We start from the raw sequence: 20,788 nt of genomic DNA, 5'->3' as shown, positions 1-20,788 counted from the left end.
GCTGTCGTGATCGTCTTCGGTGACCTGTCAGGACCATCCACTGAAGAAGCGAAGGCTACGAACCGTGCGTACGTACAGCCCCAAGCCCGGCGATGTGACGCGCCAGTGGCACGTGATCGACGCTCAGGACGTTGTCCTGGGTCGTCTCGCCACCACTGCCGCATCCCTCCTGCGCGGCAAGCACAAGCCGATCTACGCCCCCCACGTCGACACCGGTGACTTCGTCATCATCATCAACGCCGACAAGGTGCACCTCTCCGGCAACAAGCGGACGCAGAAGATGGCGTACCGCCACTCCGGCTACCCGGGTGGTCTGCGCTCCGTCCGCTACGACGAGCTGCTCGACAAGAACCCCGAGAAGGCCGTCGAGAAGGCCATCAAGGGCATGCTCCCCAAGAACACACTGGGCCGTCAGATGCTCTCGAAGCTGAAGGTCTACAAGGGTGACCAGCACCCGCACGCTGCCCAGCAGCCGGTGCCGTTCGAGATCACCCAGGTCGCGCAGTAAGTCCGGCCACCCCCTAAGACCGAACAGAATCTGAGGAGAATCGTGGCCGAGACCACTGCCGAGCAGCCGCTCGAAGAGCTTGACATCGACAGCTACACCACGGAGTCGGACGTCCCCGTCGAGGGCGAGTACACCTCCGAGTCCATGGCCTCCCGCTTCGGCGACCCGCAGCCGGCCGCCGGCCTGGGCCGTCGCAAGAACGCCATCGCCCGCGTCCGGATCGTCCCGGGCTCCGGCAAGTGGAAGATCAACGGCCGCACCCTCGAGGACTACTTCCCGAACAAGGTGCACCAGCAGGAAGTCAACGAGCCCTTCAAGGTGCTCGAGCTCGAGGGCCGCTACGACGTCATCGCCCGCATCGCGGGTGGCGGTGTCTCCGGTCAGGCCGGTGCGCTCCGTCTCGGTGTCGCCCGTGCGCTGAACGAGGCCGACGTCGACAACAACCGCGGCGCGCTCAAGAAGGCCGGCTTCCTCAAGCGCGACGACCGTGCGGTCGAGCGCAAGAAGGCCGGTCTGAAGAAGGCCCGCAAGGCCCCGCAGTACAGCAAGCGCTAGTCGCCAGCTGCCTGCACGTACTCCGAACGCCCCGGCGGCACGCCTGTGCCGCCGGGGCGTTCGTTTATCACAGCCTTCGGGCGTATAACGGCACAAGACGCTCAAAGGCTTGTGCGATCGAATGATCAGGCATCCTAGGCCTGGTTATGCGGACGTCCCGTGCGTGAGCCGCACAGCACAGGATCTCCGCAAGTGACGCTTCCTCAGGAGGACACGTGGGACGACTCTTCGGCACGGACGGCGTGCGCGGTGTCGCCAACGCGGATCTGACGGCCGAGATGGCGCTCGGTCTGTCCGTCGCGGCGGCGCACGTACTGGCCGAGGCGGGCACCTTCGAGGGCCACAAGCCGACAGCGGTGGTCGGACGGGACCCGCGAGCGTCCGGGGAGTTCCTGGAGGCCGCCGTGGTCGCCGGCCTCGCCAGCGCGGGCGTGGACGTCCTGCTGGTCGGCGTGCTGCCGACACCCGCGGTCGCCTACCTCACCGGTGTGCTCGGTGCCGACCTCGGCGTGATGCTCTCCGCGAGCCACAACGCCATGCCCGACAACGGCGTCAAGTTCTTCGCCCGCGGCGGCCACAAACTCGCCGACGAGCTCGAGGACCGGATCGAGTCCGTCTACGAGGAGCACCGCACCGGCGCGCCCTGGGACCGGCCGACCGGCGCGGGCGTCGGGCGCGTACAGACCTACAGCGAGGGGTTCGACCGGTACGTCGCCCACCTCATCGCCGTACTCCCCAACCGGCTCGACGGGCTGAAGATCGTCCTCGACGAGGCGCACGGTGCCGCCGCCCGGGTTTCGCCGGAGGCGTTCACGCGGGCCGGCGCGGAGATCATCACCATCGGTGCCGAGCCGAACGGGCTCAACATCAACGACGGCTGCGGATCGACCCACCTCGACAAGCTGAAGGAAGCGGTCGTCTCCCACGGTGCGGATCTCGGCATCGCCCACGACGGCGACGCGGACCGTTGCCTCGCCGTGGACCACACGGGCGACGAGATCGACGGCGACCAGATTCTCGCGGTGATCGCGCTGGCCATGCGGGAGCGGTCCGTCCTGCGCTCCGACACCGTCGTGGCGACCGTCATGTCCAACCTCGGCTTCAAGCTCGCGCTGGAGCGGGAGGGGCTGCACCTCATCCAGACGGCGGTCGGTGACCGGTACGTGCTGGAGGAGATGAAGGAGCACGGCTACGCCCTCGGTGGCGAGCAGTCCGGGCACGTGATCATCCTGGACCACGCGACCACCGGCGACGGCACGCTGACCGGGCTGATGCTGGCGGCTCGGGTCGCCCAGACCGGACGGACGCTTCGGGAGCTGGCGTCCGTCATGGAGCGGTTGCCGCAGGTGCTGATCAATGTTCCGGACGTCGACAGGGCCCGGGTGGGGTCGTCTGCCGAGCTTGCCGGTGCGGTTGCTGAGGCGGAGCGGGAGCTGGGGGCCACCGGGCGGGTGTTGTTGCGGCCGTCGGGGACGGAGCCGCTTGTGCGGGTGATGGTCGAGGCTGCGGATATCGATCAGGCTCGGTCTGTTGCCGGGCGACTGGCCGATGCGGTGAAGTCGGCGCTGGGCTAACAGCGGGTTCGGTGGTGCGGGGTTCTGTGCCTTGCGGGCTGCTGGTTCGTTGTGGCTTGTCGCGCCCACGCGGCGGAGCCGCATATGTCAGAGCCCCGCGCCCCTGGGTGGGCTGCTGCTAACGCTTCTTTGAATGGGCCCAGAGCCATTTCTGGGTCAGCAAGGTCATCGTCCCCGCCAGGATGATGCCCAGGAGGTTCAGGAGAAGTTGTTCCGTTGAGCCCCAGGTCTGTTCGGTGTCGCCGTAGCTGAGGGCCACTGCCGCGTTGGCCGCTGCCGGGACCGTCGTCACCGAGATGGCCACGCCGACCAGGGCGCCGGACTTGGCGGAGGTCAGCGAGAGGGTGCCGGCGGCGCCGGCGAGGACGGCGACGATGAAGGAGAAGGCGTCGGGCGCGTAGACGAAGCCGGTCTGCGGGCGGTCGGCGTTCAGCTGCTTCTGGCTGAACAGGTCCAGCGCGTCCATGAAGAGGCTGAAGCCCACGGTCACCGCCATGGCCACGGCGAAGCCCACCAGGAGTGCGATCAGTGAGCGCAGGGCGAGGCGCGGGGCGCGCTGCACGATCGAGGTGGAGATGCCGGCGAGCGGGCCGAACTCCGGGCCCACGGCCATCGCGCCGACGATCAGGACCGCGTTGTCCAGTACCACTCCGCAGGCAGCGATCATCGTGGCCAGCGTGATGAAGGACAAGTAGGTGACGGAGAGGGTCGACTCCTCGTGCGTGGCGTCGGTCAAGTGCTCCCACAGCACCGCGTCCGCGCCTTCGCCGGGAGCCTCCGCCTCGGCCTTGTCGGCGCGTTTGGACAGCGACAGGTCGATGTTCTCGACGGCGATGGAGCCGCTCGTGTCGAGGCCCAACTCCTGGAGCCTGGTGAGGAGTTCGTCGCCCGACTCGCGGGCCACGTCGCACATCACGACGTCCCCCGCGGGGTTGCGGGCGGCGCCGGGCAGCACGACGAGATGCGTGGTGCCGACCGTCCTCTCGATCCGGCGGACCACGTCGTCGGTCTTGTCGGACGGCGTGATCAGGCGCAGATGCAGCATGAAGCCTTTCTAACGCATCACAGCTTGCGCAGGCTCAGGCGCTGCACCTTGTGGTCCTGGCCCTTGCGCACGACCAGGGTCGCGCGACCGCGGGTCGGGGCGATGTTCTCCACCAGGTTGGGCTTGTTGATGGTCCGCCACTGCGTGCCGGCGTAGTCGAGGGCCTCCTCCTCGGAGACCTGGGTGTACTTGCGGAAGTACGAGTTCGGGTTCTGGAAGGCGGTCGCGCGCAGTTTGCGGAAGCGGCTGAGGTACCAGCGCTCGATGTCCTCGGCGCTCGCGTCGACGTACACGCTGAAGTCGAAGTAGTCGGCGAGACCGACGCGGGTGCGGCCGTCCTTGCCGGGGAGGGCGGGCTGCAGGACGTTCAGGCCCTCGACGATGAGGATGTCGGGGCGGCGGACCGTCAGGCGCTGGTCGGGGACGATGTCGTAGATGAGGTGGGAGTAGACGGGGGCCGTCACCTCGTCCTTGCCGGCCTTGATGTCGGCGACGAAGCGGGTGAGGGCGCGGCGGTCGTAGGACTCGGGGAAACCTTTCCGCGACATGAGGCCACGGGCTTCCAGCTCCTTGGTGGGGAGCAGGAAGCCGTCCGTGGTGACCAGTTCCACGCGCGGGTGCTCGGGCCAGCGGGAGAGCAGGGCCTGCAGGAGACGGGCGACGGTGGACTTGCCGACGGCGACCGAGCCGGCGACCCCTATGACGAAGGGGGTGCCCGACTGGGAGCCCTGTTCGCCGAGGAAGGTGTTGAGGGCGCCTCTGAGGCCGTCCGTGGCGCCGACGTAGAGGTTGAGGAGGCGGGAGAGCGGGAGGTAGATGTCCCGCACCTCGTCGAGGTCGATGACGTCACCGAGGCCGCGCAGCTTCTCGACCTCTTCCGCGGTGAGCGGCAGCGGTGTCTTGTCGCGCAGCGCGCTCCACTCGGCGCGGGTGAGGTCGACGTAAGGAGTCGCATCCGGCTTGTGCCGGTGGGCGCTCCGGGGCATCGAGGAGACCGGAGAGATCACAGTCCATTGTTAACGGAGTTTGAACGCGATGGCGGGTGGGCTAGGTCACGCTCGCGCCTGCGGGCGGATCCGGCCGTCGTTCGGGGCCCAGGATTTCCGAAATCGGGCACGCGGCGCCGGAAAATGCCGGGTCTTGGCCCGTAGGCTGCGGCTCATGTGCGGAATCGTGGGATACGTGGGTTCGCAGTCGGCCCTCGAAGTCGTGATGGCCGGGCTGAAGCGTCTGGAGTACCGGGGGTACGACTCGGCGGGCGTCGCCGTGTTGGCGGACGGCGGGCTGGCCGCCGCGAAGAAGGCCGGGAAGCTGGTCAACCTGGAGAAGGAGCTGGTGGAACGGCCCCTGCCGACGGGGACCACGGGCATCGGGCACACCAGGTGGGCCACGCACGGCGGGCCGACCGACGCCAACGCCCACCCGCACCTCGACAACGCGGGGCGCGTCGCCGTCGTGCACAACGGCATCATCGAGAACTTCGCGGTGCTGCGGACGGAGCTGGCGGAGCGGGGCCACGACCTGACCTCCGACACGGACACCGAGGTCGTCGCGCACCTGCTCGCCGAGGAGTACTCCTCCTGCGCCGACCTGGCGGAGGCGATGCGGCTGGTGTGCCGGCGCCTGGAGGGCGCGTTCACGTTGGTCGCGGTGCATGCCGACGATCCCGGGGTGGTCGTGGGGGCGCGGCGGAACTCGCCGCTGGTGGTGGGCGTTGGACAGGGCGAGGCCTTTCTCGCCTCGGACGTCGCCGCGTTCATCGCCCACACGCGGTCGGCGATCGAGCTGGGGCAGGACCAGGTGGTGGAGCTGCGCCGGGACGGGGTGACGGTCACCGGCTTCGACGGCCGCCCGGCCGACGTGCGTTCCTACCACGTCGACTGGGACGCGTCGGCCGCGGAAAAGGGGGGTTATGACTACTTCATGCTCAAGGAGATCGCCGAGCAGCCCAAGGCGGTCGCCGATACGTTGCTGGGGCGCATCGACGCCTCCGGCTCGCTGACCCTGGACGAGGTGCGGATCTCCGCCTCCGAGCTGCGCGAGGTGGACAAGGTCGTCATCATCGCCTGCGGTACGGCCTTCCACGCCGGGCTGATCGCCAAGTACGCCATCGAGCACTGGACCCGCATCCCGTGCGAGGTGGAGCTGGCGAGCGAGTTCCGCTACCGGGACCCGATCCTCGACCCGCGGACCCTGGTCATCGCCATCTCGCAGTCCGGCGAGACGATGGACACCCTGATGGCGCTGCGGCACGCTCGCGAGCAGGGCTCCAAGGTGCTGGCGATCTGCAACACCAACGGCTCGACCATCCCGCGCGAATCGGACGCCGTGCTCTACACGCACGCCGGCCCCGAGGTCGCCGTCGCCTCGACCAAGGCGTTCCTGACCCAGCTGGTCGCCTGCTACCTGGTCGCGCTGTATCTCGGCCAGGTGCGCGGCACCAAATGGGGCGACGAGATCTCCGCCGTGATCCGGGACCTGGCGCACATCTCCGGTGAGGTGGAGCGGGTCCTGGAGACCATGGAGCCGGTACGGGAACTGGCGCGCACCCTCGCCCGCAAGAACACCGTGCTGTTCCTCGGGCGGCACGTGGGCTACCCGGTCGCCCTGGAGGGCGCGCTGAAGCTGAAGGAGCTGGCGTACATGCACGCCGAGGGCTTCTCGGCGGGCGAGCTGAAGCACGGGCCGATCGCGCTGATCGAGGAGGACCTGCCGGTGGTGGTGGTCGTTCCGTCGCCGCGAGGCCGGTCCGTCCTGCACGACAAGATCGTGTCCAACATCCAGGAGATCCGGGCGAGGGGCGCGCGGACGATCGTGATCGCGGAGGAGGGCGACGAGGCGGTCGTCCCGTACGCCGACCACCTGATCTGGATCCCGGCCACCCCGACGCTGCTGCAGCCACTGGTCGCGACGGTGCCGTTGCAGGTGTTCGCGTGCGAGTTGGCCACGGCGCGGGGGAACGAGGTGGATCAGCCTCGGAACCTGGCGAAGTCGGTGACGGTGGAGTGAGCAGGCCAGGGCTACGGCCTGGCGCGGTCACCCCCGCCGTAGGGTGCTCGGCATGAGCATCATCGGGGTCGGGATCGACGTCGCCGAGATCGAGCGGTTCGCCGCGTCGCTGGAGCGTACGCCTGGGCTGGTTCAGCGGCTGTTCCGGGAGAGCGAGTTGCTGCTGCCGAGCGGGGAGCGTCGGGGTGTTGCCTCGCTAGCGGTGCGGTTCGCCGCCAAGGAGGCGCTGGCCAAGGCGCTCGGTGCCCCGGCGGGCCTGCTGTGGACGGATGCCGAGGTGTACGTCGAGGACAGCGGGCGGCCGCGGCTGCGGGTGACCGGGACGGTGGCGGCTCGGGCGGCTGAGCTGGGGGTGATGTCGTGGCATGTGTCGCTGAGCCATGACGCGGGGGTGGCTTCGGCCGTGGTGATCGCGGAGGGGTGAGGCCCGTGGCCCCACCCCCGCGCGGGCGTCAGCAGATGGACTGGCTCGTGTTGTTCATCCTGTGGGGGCCCGCGAGTTTGGCAAAGGGGTGGCAAAGCGTCAATGGGTGCGACGCCATGGGGCGGGGACGGGGAAGACTCGACCGCATGCGTAGTGCGTACAGCGTGGAGACGGTCAGGACGGCGGAGCGGGAGCTGATGGCGCGGCTTCCGGAAGGGGCGTTGATGCAGCGGGCGGTGGCCGGACTGGCCGCTACCTGCGCCGACTTGCTGGGGCGGGTGTACGGCAGCCGTGTCGTCCTGCTGGTCGGCAGCGGCGACAACGGCGGCGACACCCTGTACGCCGGAGCCCGGCTCGCGCGGCGCGGGGCGGGTGTCACGGCGGTGCTGCTGGCGCCCGAGCGGACCCACACGGGGGGACTGGCGGCGTTGCGGAGGGCGGGTGGACGCACGGTCGCTCCCAGCACCGCGGACGAGCTGATCGAGCGGGCCGATCTGGTGCTGGACGGCATCGTCGGGATCGGTGGCAAGGGTGGTCTGCGGCCGGACGCGGTGCCGTTGGCGGTTGCGGCGGAGCGGTCCCGGGCCGTGGTGGTCGCCGTGGACCTGCCGAGCGGCGTCGACGTCGATACGGGTGAGGTGCACGGGACCGCCGTACGGGCGGATCTGACGGTCACTTTCGGGACGCACAAGCCGGGGCTGCTCATCGACCCGGCGCGGGAGTACGCCGGGTCGGTGCGGCTGGTCGACATCGGGCTCGAGCTGCCCGCGGAGGCGGAGTCGGAGGCGCTGCAGCACGCCGATGTGGCCCGGTTGCTGCCCAGGCCGGCCGTCGAGAGCGACAAGTACCGGCGGGGAGTGGTGGGGATCGCCGCCGGCTCCGCGCGCTATCCGGGGGCGGCCGTGCTCGCGGTGGCGGGGGCGCTGCGGGGCGGTGCGGGTGCCGTGCGGTACGTGGGGCCCGCGGCGGACGCCGTGATCGCGCGGTTCCCGGAGACGCTCGTGTCGGACCAGGGCCCGCGGCGGGCGGGGCGGGTGCAGGCGTGGGTCGTCGGGCCGGGAGCCGGGGACGACGCGGGGACCGTGGCGGAGGTGCTGGCGGCGGACGTGCCGGTGCTGATCGATGCGGACGGGTTGCGGTTGGCGGAGGTGGGGGCCGTGCGGGGGCGTGGGGCGCCGACGCTGATGACTCCGCACGCGGGGGAGGCGGCCGCGTTGCTGGGGGTGGCACGTGAGGAGGTCGAGGGGGCGCGGCTGGCCGCGGTGCGGGAGTTGGCGGGTCGGTACGGGGCGACGGTGTTGTTGAAGGGGTCGACGACGTTGGTGGCCGGGGCGGGGGGTCGGGGCGTGGTGCGGGTGAATGCCACGGGGACGGGGTGGCTGGCGACCGCGGGGAGCGGGGACGTGCTGTCGGGGCTGTCGGGGTCGTTGCTGGCGGCTGGGTTGTCGGCGGTGGACGCGGGGAGTGTGGGGGCGTATCTGCATGGGCTGGCCGGGAGGATTGCGGCGGACGGGGCGCCGGTGGGGGCGCATGATGTGGCTGAGGCGGTGGTTCGGGCGTGGCGGGATGTGGTGTCCTGATTTTTTGCGCCCCCGCCGCCCCTACCCGTCCCATCCCGGGGGCTGCCGCCCCCGGACCCCCGCTTCGGCCCTGAACGGGCCTCGTCCTCAAACGCCGGACGGGCTGGATGTGCCGGTTGCCGTGGGCTGCCCGGTGCCTCTGAGACACTTGGAGCGCCATGAATGAGAGTGCACCTGTGTCGAGCGCGCCCCTGAGAGCCCGTGCCGAGATCGATCTGGCCGCTTTGCGGGCCAATGTGCGGGCCCTGCGCGCGCTGGCGTCGGGCGCGGAGCTCATGGCCGTGGTCAAGTCCGACGGGTACGGCCACGGTGCGATCCCGTGTGCCCGGGCGGCCGTGGAGGCGGGCGCGACCTGGCTGGGTACGGCCACGCCGGAGGAGGCCCTCGCGCTGCGTGAGCGCGCCGGGGTGCCGGCCGAGGTACGGATCCTGTGCTGGCTGTGGACGCCCGGCGGGCCCTGGCGGGAGGCGATCGAGGCCTCTCTCGACGTTTCGGTGAGTGGGATGTGGGCCCTGGCCGAGGTGCGGGAGGCGGCGCGGCTGGCCGGCCGGCCGGCCCGTATCCAGCTCAAGGCCGACACCGGACTCGGGCGCAACGGCTGCCAGCCGGGGGAGGACTGGGCCGAGCTGGTCGCGGAGGCGCTCGGTGCCGAGGCCGAGGGGCTTGTCAGGGTCACGGGACTGTGGTCCCACCTCGCCTGCGCCGACGAGCCCGGGCATCCCTCCGTCGCCGCCCAGGTCACCCTCTTCCGGGAGATGGTGGCGTACGCCGAAGAGCAGGGCGTGCGCCCCGAGGTGCGGCACATCGCCAACTCACCGGCCACGCTCACGCTCCCCGAGACCCACTTCGACCTCGTCCGCACCGGGATCGCCCTCTACGGCATCTCGCCCAGCCCCGAGGTCGGCGCCCCCGCCGACTTCGGACTGCGCCCCGTGATGACGCTGTCGGCGTCCGTCGCGCTGGTGAAGCACGTCCCGGGCGGACACGGCGTCAGCTACGGCCATCACTACGTCACTCCGGGCGCCACCACCCTCGGCCTCGTCCCCGTCGGCTACGCGGACGGCATCCCGCGGCATGCCTCGGGCACCGGCCCGGTCCTGGTCGGCGGCAAATGGCGTACCGTCGCCGGGCGCGTCGCGATGGACCAGTTCGTCGTCGACCTGGGCGGCGACGAGCCCGAAGTCGGCTCGGAGGCGGTTCTGTTCGGGCCGGGCGACCGCGGCGAGCCGACCGCCGAGGACTGGGCGCAGGCCGCGGGCACCATCGCGTATGAGATCGTCACCCGCATCGGAACACGCGTTCCCCGCGTCTACGTCAATGTGGCCACCTGAATGCGTCCACATGTGTGCGTCGACACGGGTGCGGTCATGTGAATAAGCAACAAGACGGGTAACCCGCACAGAGCGCGGCCCTTTCGACACCGGCATCATCCCCACCCGGCGAACCAGCGACCAGCGGCGAAGAGGAGCGGTACGTGAGCGAGAGCAGTGCGGAGGCCGTCGCGCACGCCGCCTCGGTGGCCGTGGCCTCCGCCGCGGACGCGACGGCCGGGGGCTGGCGCAGGGCGACCGGCATCGCGGGCGCCGCGATAGGCGTCCTCGCCGCGGGCGCGGCCGCCGGGGTTGCACTCGAACGGATGACGGTCGGCCGGGGGATGCGCAGAAAGGCGCAGCTCGCCCTCGACTCCACTGGGCCGTACGGGTCACTGCGCGGCATCCCCGGCAAGGCGTACGCCGACGACGGCACCGAGCTGTACTACGAGGTCGACGACGTCGAGCCCGAGGGCGGCCCGGCACCCCGTCGGCGGCGGCTCTTCGGCCGCAAGGCGCCCCTCCCGGTGACCGTCGTCTTCAGCCACGGCTACTGCCTCAACCAGGACTCCTGGCACTTCCAGCGGGCGGCGCTGCGGGGCGTCGTACGGACCGTGCACTGGGACCAGCGCAGCCACGGGCGGTCCGGGCGCGGGAAGGCCCAGATCCAGGACGACGCGCCGGTCACCATCGACCAGCTGGGCCGCGACCTGAAGGCCGTCGTCGACGCCGCCGCGCCGGACGGGCCGATCGTGCTCGTCGGGCACTCCATGGGCGGGATGACGGTGATGGCGCTGGCCGCCCTGTATCCCGACTTCATCCGGGAACGCGTGGTGGGCACCGCACTTGTCGGTACGTCGTCCGGGCGGCTCGGCGAGGTCAACTTCGGTCTGCCCGTCGCCGGCGTCAACGCGGTGCGCCGGGTGCTCCCCGGCGTGCTGAAGGCACTGGGGCAGCGGGCCGAGCTGGTGGAGAAGGGGCGCCGGGCGACGGCGGAGCTGTTCGCCGGGATCATCAAGCGGTACTCGTTCGCGTCCCGAGAGGTCGACCCGGGAGTCGAGCGGTTCGCCGAGCGGATGATCGAGGGCACGCCGATCGACGTGGTCGCCGAGTTCTACCCGGCGTTCACCGACCACGACAAGACCGAGGCGCTCGCCCACTTCACCGACATGCCGGTGCTCGTGCTGGCCGGGGTCGCCGACCTGGTCACGCCCAGCGAGCACAGCGAGGCCATCGCCGACCTGCTGCCGGACGCCGAGCTGGTGCTCGTACCGGACGCCGGGCACCTGGTGATGCTGGAACACCCGGAAGTGGTCACCGACCGCCTCGCCGACCTGCTCACCCGCACGGGTGCGGTTCCCGCAGGGGCTACCGTGGATGGCTATGGAAGCACCAGCAGCACCGCGCAACCCGGCTGACCTCGAACTGACCGTCACCTCTCCCGAGCAGATGCGGGAGCTGGGCCGCCGTCTGGCCAAGCTGCTGCGCGCCGGCGACCTCGTGATGCTCAGCGGGGAGCTGGGCGCGGGCAAGACGACACTCACGCGCGGGCTGGGCGAGGGCCTCGGCGTGCGGGGTGCCGTCACCTCGCCGACCTTCGTGATCGCCCGTGTGCACCCCTCCCTCGGGGACGGCCCGCCGCTGGTCCACGTCGACGCCTACCGGCTCTCCGGCGGGCTCGACGAGATGGAGGACCTCGACCTCGACGTCTCGCTGCCCGACTCGCTGATCGTCGTGGAGTGGGGTGAGGGCAAGGTCGAGGAGCTGACGGAGGACCGGCTCCAGGTCGTCATCCACCGGGCCGTCGGGGACACCACCGACGAGGTGCGGCACGTGACGGTGACGGGGCTCGGGGAACGGTGGACGACGGTGGATCTGAGCGTGCTCGCGGCGTGACGAGTGGGGGGCGCTGAGATGTTCGTATGAACGTTCCGACAAGACGTCGGCAAGATGTTGCGCCGGGCGTCCCGGCCGTGGTCACATGGTATCCAGTCCGTAGTTAGGTGTGCCTAACTACGTCCGCCCCCGGGCCTCAGGAGGCGTCCATGTCCACTGCGGAGACCAAGCTGGTCCAGCCGCGGCCGTACGCGCTGCCCGGGGCGTCCATGCGCGACCTGCTGGCCTCCTGCGCGGCCGCCCACGCGATCTCGACGCCGCCGCGCCTGCCCGACCCGGAGACGGTGGAACGGGGCGGGCGGGGGCCGGTGGAAAGGGCCGAGACGCGCAGGAGAGCGGCCTAGCGGATCAGCGGGTCAGCGAGGCGACGGATCGGCGGGATCACCCGTTCAGCGGATCACGACGACGTGCTGGCCGATCGTCGCGAACCGCCACATCGCCTCGCCGTCCGGGCGCGACTCGCGGATGCCGCCCGTGCGCACCGACGGGTCGACCGGCTGGGGCGGCACCCCGCTCGTGGCCGCGCTGAAGCCGACGGGCACGCCGTCCAGGAGGGCGAAGCGCACGACGTGCTCGATGGGGGTGCCGTCGGTGCCGGTGACGGCGTTCGAGCGGGACGTGACCCGGTAGTGGCCCGGGGTCGGGTCGACCGTGCCGGGGGTCACCGTGAACGTACGCCGGACGGCGCCGTCCTCGTCGACGAGCCACACCCGGTCGCCGCCCACCGAGTACACGACCCGCTCACCCGTGCCGGAACCGCCGGGGAGGACGGTGGAGGCCTTGTTCACCCGGGGGGCCTTCGCCACCGAGGGCGAGGCGCTCGCCTTCGTCCTGGCGAGCGAGGCGGGCACGCTCGCGGACGCCTGGTAGGCGAGGTAGCCGACCGACGCGACGGCCGCCACGGTGAGCCCGGCCACGATTTTTGCGCTTCTGCTTGCCACCGTCGCCACCTCTGCCTCTGTGCCTCGTGCCGGATCGTGCCGTGCGGTTGTGCCGTGCCGGATTGTGCAGTGCCGGGTTGTGCCGTGCCGGTTGTGCATCGTCGTGCTGCGTCGTGCCGTGTCGTGCTTCGGCGGGTGCGGTCGTTACGTCGCCGCACGTCGTTCTGCTTCCGGATGCTCCTTGGCGACGTTAGCAGTCACCGGGCGCCCGACCGTGACGGCCGACACGGGCCCCCGGGCGCCGTAGGCTGTTTGCGTGCTCTTGCTCGCTCTGGATACCGCCACCCCCGCCGTCACCGTCGCCGTGCACGACGGCAGGGACGTCATCGCCTCGTCGAGCCAGGTGGACGCGCGCCGGCACGGCGAGCTGCTGCTGCCGGCCGTCGACCGTGTGTTCGCCGAGGCCGGACTCAAACTCGACGCCGTCACCGGGATCGTCGCCGGCATCGGCCCCGGCCCCTACACGGGGCTGCGCGTCGGCCTGATGACCGCCGACACCTTCGGACTCGCGCTCGGTGTCCCCGTGCACGGCTTGTGCACCCTCGACGGCCTCGCCTACGCGTCCGACATCGACGGCCCCTTCGTCGTGGCGACCGACGCCCGGCGCAAGGAGGTCTACTGGGCGCGCTACGCCGACTCCCGGACCCGCCTGTCGGGCCCGGCCGTCGACCGGCCCGCCGACATCGCCGGCGAGGTCGCCGGCCTCCCGGCGGTCGGCGCGGGCGCGCTGCTGTACCCGGACACCTTCCCGAACGCGCACGAGCCGCAGCACGTGTCCGCCGCCGCCCTGGCCTCCCTGGCCGCCGAGAAGCTGGCGGCGGGCGAGGAACTCCCCGCGCCCCGGCCGCTGTACCTGCGTCGGCCGGACGCCCAGGTACCGAAGAACTACAAGGTGGTCACCCCCAAGTGACCGATACGACCGTGACTCCTCGGATGCGCGAGATGCGCTGGTGGGACATCGACCCCGTGCTCGAGCTGGAGAAGGCCCTCTTCCCCGAGGACGCCTGGTCGCGGGGCATGTTCTGGTCCGAGCTCGCCCACTCGCGCGGCCCCGAGGCGACGCGCCGCTACCTGGTGGCCGAGGCGGGGGACCGGGTCGTCGGGTACGCGGGCCTGGCCGCCTCCGGCGTCGCGTCCGACAGCGGCTCCACCGCGGGCGCCGACATCCAGACCATCGCGGTCGCCCGCGACCACTGGAGCACGGGCCTCGGCAGCCGTCTCCTCACCGAACTGCTGAAGGCGGCGACCGCCTTCGACTGCGCCGAAGTGATGCTGGAGTGCCGGATCGACAACGTCCGCGCACAGAAGCTGTACGAGCGCTTCGGCTTTGAGCCCATCGGGTTCAGGCGCGGCTACTACCAGCCGGGGAACGTGGACGCCCTGGTGATGCGCCTGACCACCCTGCCCGAGCGCAGCCCCGCTGCGGAATCCACCTCACCCACCCCACACGACGGCGTACAAGGAACCGAGATCCATGGCTGACGAACCCCTGGTCCTGGGAATCGAGACCTCCTGTGACGAGACCGGCGTCGGAGTCGTGCGGGGCACCACCCTGCTGGCCGACGCCATCGCGTCCAGCGTCGACGAGCACGCCCGCTTCGGCGGTGTGGTGCCCGAGGTCGCCTCCCGGGCACACCTGGAGGCGATGGTGCCGACCATCGACCGCGCGCTGAAGGAGGCGGGGGTGAGCGCGCGGGACCTGGACGGCATCGCGGTGACCGCGGGACCCGGCCTGGCGGGGGCGCTGCTCGTCGGCGTCTCGGCGGCGAAGGCGTACGCTTACGCGCTCGGCAAACCGCTCTACGGGGTGAACCACCTCGCCTCCCACATCTGCGTGGACCAGCTGGAGCACGGGGCGCTGCCGGAGCCGACGATGGCGCTGCTGGTGAGCGGCGGCCACTCGTCCCTGCTGCTGTCGACGGACATCACCTCGGACGTCCGCCCGATGGGCTCGACGATCGACGACGCGGCGGGCGAGGCCTTCGACAAGATCGCTCGCGTGCTGAACCTGGGCTTCCCCGGCGGTCCGGTCATCGACCGGTACGCGCGCGAGGGCGACCCGCAGGCCATCGCCTTCCCGCGCGGCCTGACCGGGCCGCGCGACTCGGCGTACGACTTCTCCTTCTCCGGCCTGAAGACGGCCGTGGCCCGCTGGATCGAGGCGAAGCGGGCGGCGGGCGAGGAGGTGCCGGTCCGTGACGTGGCGGCCTCCTTCCAGGAGGCGGTGGTGGACGTGCTGACCCGGAAGGCGGTACGGGCCTGCAAGGACCAGGGCGTCGACCACCTCATGATCGGCGGCGGTGTCGCGGCCAACTCCCGGCTGCGGGTACTGGCGCAGGAGCGCTGCGAGGCGGCCGGCATCCGCCTGCGCGTACCGCGCCCCAAGCTGTGCACGGACAACGGGGCGATGGTCGCGGCACTGGGCGCGGAGATGGTGACCCGGGGCCGGGCCGCGTCGAGCTGGGACCTTTCGGCGGACTCGTCGCTGCCGGTGACGGACCCGCATGTGCCCGGCCACACCCACGACCACGTTCACGAGGTGAGCGGAGAGAACCTCTACTCATGACGGTCGCGCTGATGTGGGAGGCGCGGGCGGTGACCGGCCGCGGGGAGGAGCTGCTGGCCTGGGCCCGCTCCCAGGAGCTGCCCGAGGCGGCCCTGCGCCGGGAGACGTTCCGGGCGCCGGGGGAGCGGGTGCTGGTCATCACCTGGTGGGACGCGCCCTACGACGCCGAACTGCCCGAACTGCCCGAGCCGGAACAGCGGTTGGTGGCCCGTGCCGTGCACCGGTGGCGGTTCGAGTCGGTGGAGAGCCGCTAGCCTTCACGCCCTCCCTTCTTCCGCACGGCACGGCGGGAGCCCCCCGGCCCCCGCCGTGCCGTGTGTGCCGTGTGGCTCACTCCGGCTCCGCCACCCGCGCCTCGCACCGCAACCGCCGATCGGGCCCCAGCGCCCGCACCGGCCCCGTCAGCCTCAGCCGCGCCACGTGACGGGCGTCCGTGCTCGACGCCCCCAACCGCAGCTCCAGCGCCCCGGGTTCGACGACGCGGAGGCCCGTGCGGTCGGTGAAGGCGGAGAGGTCGGCGTGGAAGTGGAAGGTGACGCGGGTCGCCTCGCCCGGGGCCAGCTCCAGGCGCTGGTAGCCGATCAGGCGGACGTCGGGGCGGGTCACCGAGGCCACCGGATCGTGCAGGTACAGCTGGACGACCTCCGCGCCGGGCAGGTCGCCCGTGTTGCGGACGGTGAGCGAGACGTCGTACGAGCCGTCCGTGCCGATCTCCGCCGGGTCGTCGCCGCCCGTGAAGTCCTCCCAGGCGAAAGTCGTGTACGAGCGGCCGTGTCCGAACGGGTACAGCGGGGTCGGGTCCAGGTTGCTGACCTCGTCGGCCAGGCCGAGCGGCGGCTGGAGGTAGGTCCAGGGCTGGCCGCCCGGCACCTGCGGGACGCTCACCGGGAGGCGGCCCGAGGGGTTGACGCGGCCCGACAGCACTCCCGCCACTGCCGGGCCGCCCTCCTCCCCCGGGAAGAAGGCCTGGACGACCGCGCCCAGGCGACCGTGCCAGCGGCCGAGCGCGTAGGGGCGGCCGGTGAGCAGCACCAGGACCACCGGGACGCCCGTGCCGATCAGCGCGTCCAGCAACTCGCCCTGCGCGCCGGGCAGTCGCAGCTCCGTCACGTCGCAGCCCTCGCCCGACGTACCCCGGCCGAACAGGCCCGCCCGGTCGCCCAGGACGGCCACGCACACATCGGCCTCCGACGCCCGGGCGAACGCCTCCGCGAAGCCGGAGGTGTCCGGGTCGGACACCGCGCAGCCCTCCGCGAACGTCACCTTCGCGTCGGGGAGTTCGGTGCGCAGCGCCTCCAGGACCGTCGGGATCTCGATGCCCAGCGGCACCTCGGGGTGGTGGGGCAGGACGTGGGAGGGGAAGGAGTAGCAGCCGAGCATCGCCAGGGCGTCCGCCGCCCTCGGACCCACCACGGCGATCCGGGTGTCGGGGGAGAGGGGGAGCAGGCCGTCGGGGTTGTCCAGCAGGACGACCGACTCCTCCGCCAGCCGGCGGGCCAGGATCCGGTTGGCCGCCGAGTCCAGGTCGATCCGCTCGGGCTCCGCCGGCTCCGGGCGCCAGTCCTCGTCGAGGAGGCCCAGCTCGCACTTCTGCTCCAGGACGCGGCGGGCGGCGCGGTCCACCAGCGCCTCCGGGACGCGGCCCTCGCGGACGGCCTCGATCAGCGGCTTGCCGTAGCACTTCAGCGTCGGCAGCTCCACGTCGATGCCGGCCGCGAGCGCCAGGTGGGCCGCGTCGGAGGCGGAGCCGGCCACGCGGTGCAGGGTCTGCAGGAAGCCGATGCCGAAGTAGTCGGCGACCACCGTGCCCGTGAAACCCCACTCCTCACGCAGGCGTTCGGTCAGCAGGGCCGGGTCCGCGGACGCCGGGATGCCGTCGGTCTCCGTGTACGCGGCCATCACCGAGCGCGCCCCGCCCTCGCGCAGCGCCATCTCGAACGGGGGCAGGGTCACGTCGGCGAACTCGCGGATGCCCGCCCGTACGGGCGCGAGGTTGCGGGCGCCGGCGGAGGAGGCGTACCCGGCGAAGTGCTTGAGCGTGGCGACGACCCCGGCGGACTCCAGGCCGCGCACATAGGCCGCGCCGACCGTGCCGACCAGGTACGGGTCCTCGCCGATCGTCTCCTCCACCCGGCCCCAGCGTGCGTCCCGTACGACGTCCAGGACGGGCGCGAGGCCCTGGTGGACGCCGACCGAGCGCAGGTCGCGGCCGATGTGCCGGCCCACCTCCTCGACCAGCGGCGGGTCGAAGCTCGCGCCCCAGGCCAGGGGCACGGGGTACGCCGTGGCGCCCCAGGTCGTGACACCGGCCAGGCACTCCTCGTGGGCCACGGCCGGGATGCCGAAGCGGCCCGCGTCTGCGATCCGGCGCTGGGCGCGGGCGAGCGCCTGCGCGCCCAACGCCGGGTCCACGGGGGCCGTGCCGAAGGAGCGCGTGAGCTGGCCGAGACCGAGGGTGATCAGCTCGTCCCAGTCGTAGTCGGCGGTCATGTCGTGCTGGTGCGGGGCGACGCCCTCGCCGTCCGTGTCGGCGCCCACCCACACGCCGTACAGCTGGGCGGTCTTCTCCTCCAGGGTCATCCGGGAGAGGAGGTCGTCGACGCGGGCGGCGGCGGGCAGGGCGGGGTCACGCCAGGGGGCGGTGGTCATGAAACTCCTGTCAGAGGTCGGTGAGCCACCAGGTGGACGTCCGGTTCGTCGAATGTTTCGTTGTGTACGTCGAATGTTCCGGGAACCTATGGCGCCGAACGGGGTTCGTCAAGGGGGCATGCGGGGATACGATCGCCGCCATGACACCCTCGGATCCCGCTGAAACACGGACGGAAGACCGGCCGACACCACCGACGGGGGACCGGCCGGCGCAGACCGCGACGCTCGCCGAGATCGCCCGCGAGGCCGGCGTCTCGGCGCCGACTGTTTCGAAGGTCCTCAACGGCCGCGCCGACGTCGCCCCGGCCACCCGCGCCCGCGTCGAGGAACTGCTGCGCACCTACGGCTACCGGCGTCGCCGCGCCGAGGCCACCCGCTCGCCCCTGATCGACCTGGTCTTCCACGAGCTGGAGAGCGCGTGGGCGATGGAGGTGATCAGGGGCGTGGAGAACGTGGCGCGCGACGCCGGGCTGAGCGTCGTGCTCAGCGAGAGCGCGGGCCGGCTCACCCCGGGGCGGACCTGGGCCGACCAGGTCGCCGCGCGCCGGCCGCACGGGGTGATCCTGGTGCTGTCCGGGCTCGACGAGTCCCAGCGCGCGCTGCTGACCAGCAGGTCCATCCCGTTCGTGGTCATGGACCCGGCCGGTGACCCGGGCGCCGACGTGCCGTCCATCGGCGCGACCAACTGGCAGGGCGGGCTCGCCGCCACCCGGCACCTGGTCGAGCTCGGGCACCGGCGGATCGGCGCCATCAGCGGGCCGCCGCAGATGATGTGCAGCCGCGCCCGCATGGACGGCTACCGGGCCGCCCTGGAGACGGCCGGGCTCCCCGTCGAACAGGACCTGATCAAGACCGGGGACTTCCATCACGAGGCCGGCTACCGGCTCGGGCGTGAACTGCTCGGCCAGGACGACCGCCCCACCGCCGTCTTCGCCGGCAATGACCTCCAGGCGCTCGGGCTGTACGAGGCCGCCCGCGAGCTGGGGCTGCGCATCCCGGAGGACGTGAGTGTGGTCGGGTTCGACGATCTGCCGGTGGCGCGCTGGGTGGGGCCGCCGCTGACGACCGTACGGCAGCCGCTGATGGAGATGGCCGAGGCCGCTGCCCGGCTGGTGCTGGAGCTGGGGCGCGAGGAGCAGGCACCGACGGCGACCCGCGTGGAGCTGGCGACCAGCCTGGTGGTGCGGACCAGCACGGGGGCGCCGTTGGCCGGAAGTTGACGTATTGACGGGTGCGAGGAGCGCCTCCACACTCCTCCGAAGTCAATCGGTTGCACGACCGAAACTTTCGGAGGCCCCCGCAATGAGAACCTCCAGAATTTCCAGAACCTCCAGAACCTTTAAAACCTCCAGAACCTCTGGAACCTCCCGCCCGCCCCTGCGGCGCCGTATCGCCGCCCTGTGCACCGGCGTCGCCGCGACGGCCGCCCTGCTCACCGCCGGGACCACGGCCGCCCAGGCCGCCGACACCCCGCTGCGCGACCTCGCCGCCGCCAAGAACAAGGTCATCGGTACGGCGGTCACCGGGTCCAAGCTCACCGGCACCTACGGCGACATCGCGGGGCGGGAGTTCGGCTCGCTCACCCCCGGCAACGCCATGAAGTGGGGTTCCGTCGAGCCGACCCAGGGGAACTTCAACTGGGCCGAGGCCGACCAGATCGTGGCCTTCGCGCAGGCCCACAACCAGCAGGTGCGCGGCCACACGCTGGTCTGGCACAGCCAGAACCCGAGCTGGCTGACGAACGGCAGCTGGACGCCCGCCCAGCTCAGCGGCCTCCTGCAGAACCACATCAACACGGAGGCCGGCCGCTACAAGGGGAAGATCGCCGCCTGGGACGTCGTCAACGAGCCGTTCAACGAGGACGGCACCTACCGCTCCACCCTCTGGTACAACGGCCTCGGCGTCGACTACATCGCGAACGCCCTGACCTGGGCGCGGGCCGCCGACCCCGACGCCAAGCTCTACATCAACGACTACAACGTCGAGGGCGTCAACGCGAAGTCCACCGCCCTGTACAACCTCGTCAAGTCACTGAAGGAGCGCGGCGTCCCGATCGACGGCGTGGGCCTCCAGGCGCACCTGATCCTCGGCCAGGTCCCTGCCACGCTCCAGCAGAACATCCAGCGCTTCGCCGACCTCGGCCTCGACGTGGCGATCACCGAGCTGGACGTGCGGATGACGCTCCCCTCGGACAGCGCCAAACTCGCCCAGCAGCGCGCCGACTACAAGGCGGTCACCGCCGCCTGCGTGGCGGTCGCGCGCTGCGTGAACCTCACCGTGTGGGGCTTCACCGACTCCGACTCCTGGGTGGAGAGCACCTTCCCGGGACAGGGTGCGGCGACGCCGTACGACGCGAACTACACGCCCAAACCGGCGTACTACGGTATCGCCGAAGCGCTCGGCGGCGGCACGACCACTCCGCCGCCCACCGGGGCGTGCACGGCGGCCTACAGCGTGGGCAGTCAGTGGAACACCGGGTTCACCGGGAACGTGACGATCTCCTGCTCGGGTGCCTCGCTCTCGTCGTGGAAGGTGAGCTGGACCTACGGTGCGGGCCAGCAGGTCACGCAGGCCTGGAACGCGACGTGCAGTCAGTCGGGGGCGACGGTCACCTGTTCCAACGCCTCGTACAACGGGACGGTTCCCAGCGGAGGTTCGGTCTCCTTCGGGTTCAACGCGTCATGGAGCGGGAGCAATCCGGTGCCGGCGGTGACGCTGGGCTGACCCCTGG

General features: G+C 71.5%; 20 protein-coding genes. 16 read left to right on the top strand and 4 right to left on the bottom strand.

All coding sequences use genetic code 11. The features are described from left to right. Positions 1–64: 64 nt before the first annotated feature. The 3 genes from rplM (at position 65) to glmM (ending at position 2,637) form a co-directional block, all read left to right on the top strand. Positions 65–508 (top strand): 50S ribosomal protein L13, encoded by a 444-nt coding sequence (rplM, locus tag ACFYWX_RS07520; RefSeq protein ID WP_389423029.1) that lies wholly within the window; start codon positions 65–67, stop codon positions 506–508. Between the two features lie 42 nt (positions 509–550). Next, on the top strand, positions 551–1,063 hold the full coding sequence (gene rpsI, locus ACFYWX_RS07515) for a 30S ribosomal protein S9 (RefSeq protein ID WP_389423028.1): 513 nt from the start codon (positions 551–553) through the stop codon (positions 1,061–1,063). Between the two features lie 215 nt (positions 1,064–1,278). Beyond that, positions 1,279–2,637, top strand: a complete 1,359-nt coding sequence (gene glmM / locus ACFYWX_RS07510) for a phosphoglucosamine mutase (protein WP_389423027.1) — start codon at positions 1,279–1,281, stop codon at positions 2,635–2,637. A 118-nt stretch (positions 2,638–2,755) separates the two neighbouring features. Here the strand turns inward: glmM and ACFYWX_RS07505 are convergent, their stop codons facing one another. Further along, complete coding sequence (locus ACFYWX_RS07505; RefSeq protein ID WP_389423026.1) at positions 2,756–3,682, bottom strand: DUF389 domain-containing protein; 927 nt, start codon at positions 3,680–3,682, stop codon at positions 2,756–2,758. Between the two features lie 17 nt (positions 3,683–3,699). Next, positions 3,700–4,668 carry a type I pantothenate kinase gene (coaA, locus tag ACFYWX_RS07500; RefSeq protein WP_389423025.1) on the bottom strand — a complete coding sequence of 323 codons (969 nt, stop codon included), beginning with the start codon at positions 4,666–4,668 and terminating at the stop codon, positions 3,700–3,702. 175 nt (positions 4,669–4,843) lie between these two features. Between coaA and glmS the strand changes: the two genes are divergently transcribed. From glmS to ACFYWX_RS07465, 7 genes are all read left to right on the top strand, one after another. After that, entirely contained in the window at positions 4,844–6,691 is a 1,848-nt protein-coding gene (gene glmS / locus ACFYWX_RS07495) for a glutamine--fructose-6-phosphate transaminase (isomerizing) (RefSeq protein WP_389423024.1), read from the top strand. A gap of 52 nt (positions 6,692–6,743) precedes the next feature. Next, positions 6,744–7,115 carry a holo-ACP synthase gene (locus ACFYWX_RS07490; RefSeq protein ID WP_389423023.1) on the top strand — a complete coding sequence of 124 codons (372 nt, stop codon included), beginning with the start codon at positions 6,744–6,746 and terminating at the stop codon, positions 7,113–7,115. 146 nt (positions 7,116–7,261) lie between these two features. Further along, a complete protein-coding gene (locus tag ACFYWX_RS07485) occupies positions 7,262–8,695 on the top strand; it encodes an NAD(P)H-hydrate dehydratase (protein ID WP_389423022.1) in 1,434 nt (477 codons plus the stop codon). A gap of 158 nt (positions 8,696–8,853) precedes the next feature. Beyond that, positions 8,854–10,026 (top strand): alanine racemase, encoded by a 1,173-nt coding sequence (gene alr, locus ACFYWX_RS07480; protein ID WP_389423021.1) that lies wholly within the window; start codon positions 8,854–8,856, stop codon positions 10,024–10,026. A 143-nt stretch (positions 10,027–10,169) separates the two neighbouring features. Continuing rightward, positions 10,170–11,423, top strand: a complete 1,254-nt coding sequence (locus ACFYWX_RS07475) for an alpha/beta fold hydrolase (protein WP_389423020.1) — start codon at positions 10,170–10,172, stop codon at positions 11,421–11,423. Beyond that, the gene (gene tsaE, locus ACFYWX_RS07470) at positions 11,389–11,901 is read left to right on the top strand and encodes a tRNA (adenosine(37)-N6)-threonylcarbamoyltransferase complex ATPase subunit type 1 TsaE (RefSeq protein ID WP_389423019.1); all 513 of its coding nucleotides are present in this window, start codon (positions 11,389–11,391) and stop codon (positions 11,899–11,901) included. The genes ACFYWX_RS07475 and tsaE overlap by 35 nt, the downstream gene beginning before the upstream one ends. Positions 11,902–12,050: 149 nt before the next feature. Continuing rightward, complete coding sequence (locus ACFYWX_RS07465) at positions 12,051–12,245, top strand: hypothetical protein (protein WP_389423018.1); 195 nt, start codon at positions 12,051–12,053, stop codon at positions 12,243–12,245. Between the two features lie 45 nt (positions 12,246–12,290). On the opposite strand, the gene ACFYWX_RS07460 is transcribed toward ACFYWX_RS07465, so the two are convergent. After that, a complete protein-coding gene (locus ACFYWX_RS07460; protein ID WP_389423017.1) occupies positions 12,291–12,842 on the bottom strand; it encodes a hypothetical protein in 552 nt (183 codons plus the stop codon). 256 nt (positions 12,843–13,098) lie between these two features. On the opposite strand from ACFYWX_RS07460, the gene tsaB reads away from it, so the two are divergent. The 4 genes from tsaB to ACFYWX_RS07440 are packed head-to-tail and all read left to right on the top strand — an operon-like array spanning position 13,099 to position 15,662. After that, the gene (gene tsaB, locus ACFYWX_RS07455; protein WP_389423016.1) at positions 13,099–13,752 is read left to right on the top strand and encodes a tRNA (adenosine(37)-N6)-threonylcarbamoyltransferase complex dimerization subunit type 1 TsaB; all 654 of its coding nucleotides are present in this window, start codon (positions 13,099–13,101) and stop codon (positions 13,750–13,752) included. A 23-nt stretch (positions 13,753–13,775) separates the two neighbouring features. Beyond that, positions 13,776–14,324: a ribosomal protein S18-alanine N-acetyltransferase gene (gene rimI / locus ACFYWX_RS07450; RefSeq protein ID WP_389423077.1), complete on the top strand. Its 549-nt coding sequence runs from the start codon at positions 13,776–13,778 to the stop codon at positions 14,322–14,324. Next, positions 14,317–15,408: a tRNA (adenosine(37)-N6)-threonylcarbamoyltransferase complex transferase subunit TsaD gene (gene tsaD / locus ACFYWX_RS07445; RefSeq protein WP_389423015.1), complete on the top strand. Its 1,092-nt coding sequence runs from the start codon at positions 14,317–14,319 to the stop codon at positions 15,406–15,408. Before rimI ends, tsaD begins: the two co-directional genes overlap by 8 nt. After that, positions 15,405–15,662, top strand: a complete 258-nt coding sequence (locus ACFYWX_RS07440) for a hypothetical protein (protein WP_389423014.1) — start codon at positions 15,405–15,407, stop codon at positions 15,660–15,662. Before tsaD ends, ACFYWX_RS07440 begins: the two co-directional genes overlap by 4 nt. Before the next feature lie 76 nt (positions 15,663–15,738). Here ACFYWX_RS07440 and ACFYWX_RS07435 read toward each other — a convergent pair whose 3' ends face one another. Further along, positions 15,739–18,057 (bottom strand): glycoside hydrolase family 3 N-terminal domain-containing protein, encoded by a 2,319-nt coding sequence (locus ACFYWX_RS07435; RefSeq protein ID WP_389423013.1) that lies wholly within the window; start codon positions 18,055–18,057, stop codon positions 15,739–15,741. A gap of 140 nt (positions 18,058–18,197) precedes the next feature. Between ACFYWX_RS07435 and ACFYWX_RS07430 the strand changes: the two genes are divergently transcribed. Together ACFYWX_RS07430 and ACFYWX_RS07425 are read left to right on the top strand one after the other, a co-directional pair. Beyond that, on the top strand, positions 18,198–19,277 hold the full coding sequence (locus ACFYWX_RS07430) for a LacI family DNA-binding transcriptional regulator (protein WP_389423012.1): 1,080 nt from the start codon (positions 18,198–18,200) through the stop codon (positions 19,275–19,277). An 82-nt stretch (positions 19,278–19,359) separates the two neighbouring features. Then, entirely contained in the window at positions 19,360–20,781 is a 1,422-nt protein-coding gene (locus ACFYWX_RS07425; protein ID WP_389423011.1) for an endo-1,4-beta-xylanase, read from the top strand. Positions 20,782–20,788: the final 7 nt, after the last annotated feature.

The organism is Streptomyces sp. NPDC002888 (assembly GCF_042888465.1).
Classification (GTDB): Bacteria; Actinomycetota; Actinomycetes; order Streptomycetales; family Streptomycetaceae; genus Streptomyces.
This window is presented reverse-complemented; position numbering and strand designations above follow the sequence as displayed.

What these genes read in the sequence shown, in the direction of transcription:
- ACFYWX_RS07505 (WP_389423026.1), bottom strand. Translation starts at nt 3,682, where the DNA reads ATGCTGCATCTGCGCCTGATCACGCCGTCCGACAAGACCGACGACGTG.
- coaA (WP_389423025.1), bottom strand. Translation starts at nt 4,668, where the DNA reads ATGCCCCGGAGCGCCCACCGGCACAAGCCGGATGCGACTCCTTACGTC.
- glmS (WP_389423024.1), top strand. Translation starts at nt 4,844, where the DNA reads ATGTGCGGAATCGTGGGATACGTGGGTTCGCAGTCGGCCCTCGAAGTC.
- ACFYWX_RS07490 (WP_389423023.1), top strand. Translation starts at nt 6,744, where the DNA reads ATGAGCATCATCGGGGTCGGGATCGACGTCGCCGAGATCGAGCGGTTC.
- ACFYWX_RS07485 (WP_389423022.1), top strand. Translation starts at nt 7,262, where the DNA reads ATGCGTAGTGCGTACAGCGTGGAGACGGTCAGGACGGCGGAGCGGGAG.
- alr (WP_389423021.1), top strand. Translation starts at nt 8,854, where the DNA reads ATGAATGAGAGTGCACCTGTGTCGAGCGCGCCCCTGAGAGCCCGTGCC.
- tsaE (WP_389423019.1), top strand. Translation starts at nt 11,389, where the DNA reads ATGGAAGCACCAGCAGCACCGCGCAACCCGGCTGACCTCGAACTGACC.
- ACFYWX_RS07465 (WP_389423018.1), top strand. Translation starts at nt 12,051, where the DNA reads ATGTCCACTGCGGAGACCAAGCTGGTCCAGCCGCGGCCGTACGCGCTG.
- rimI (WP_389423077.1), top strand. Translation starts at nt 13,776, where the DNA reads ATGCGCGAGATGCGCTGGTGGGACATCGACCCCGTGCTCGAGCTGGAG.
- tsaD (WP_389423015.1), top strand. Translation starts at nt 14,317, where the DNA reads ATGGCTGACGAACCCCTGGTCCTGGGAATCGAGACCTCCTGTGACGAG.
- ACFYWX_RS07440 (WP_389423014.1), top strand. Translation starts at nt 15,405, where the DNA reads ATGACGGTCGCGCTGATGTGGGAGGCGCGGGCGGTGACCGGCCGCGGG.
- ACFYWX_RS07435 (WP_389423013.1), bottom strand. Translation starts at nt 18,057, where the DNA reads ATGACCACCGCCCCCTGGCGTGACCCCGCCCTGCCCGCCGCCGCCCGC.
- ACFYWX_RS07430 (WP_389423012.1), top strand. Translation starts at nt 18,198, where the DNA reads ATGACACCCTCGGATCCCGCTGAAACACGGACGGAAGACCGGCCGACA.
- ACFYWX_RS07425 (WP_389423011.1), top strand. Translation starts at nt 19,360, where the DNA reads ATGAGAACCTCCAGAATTTCCAGAACCTCCAGAACCTTTAAAACCTCC.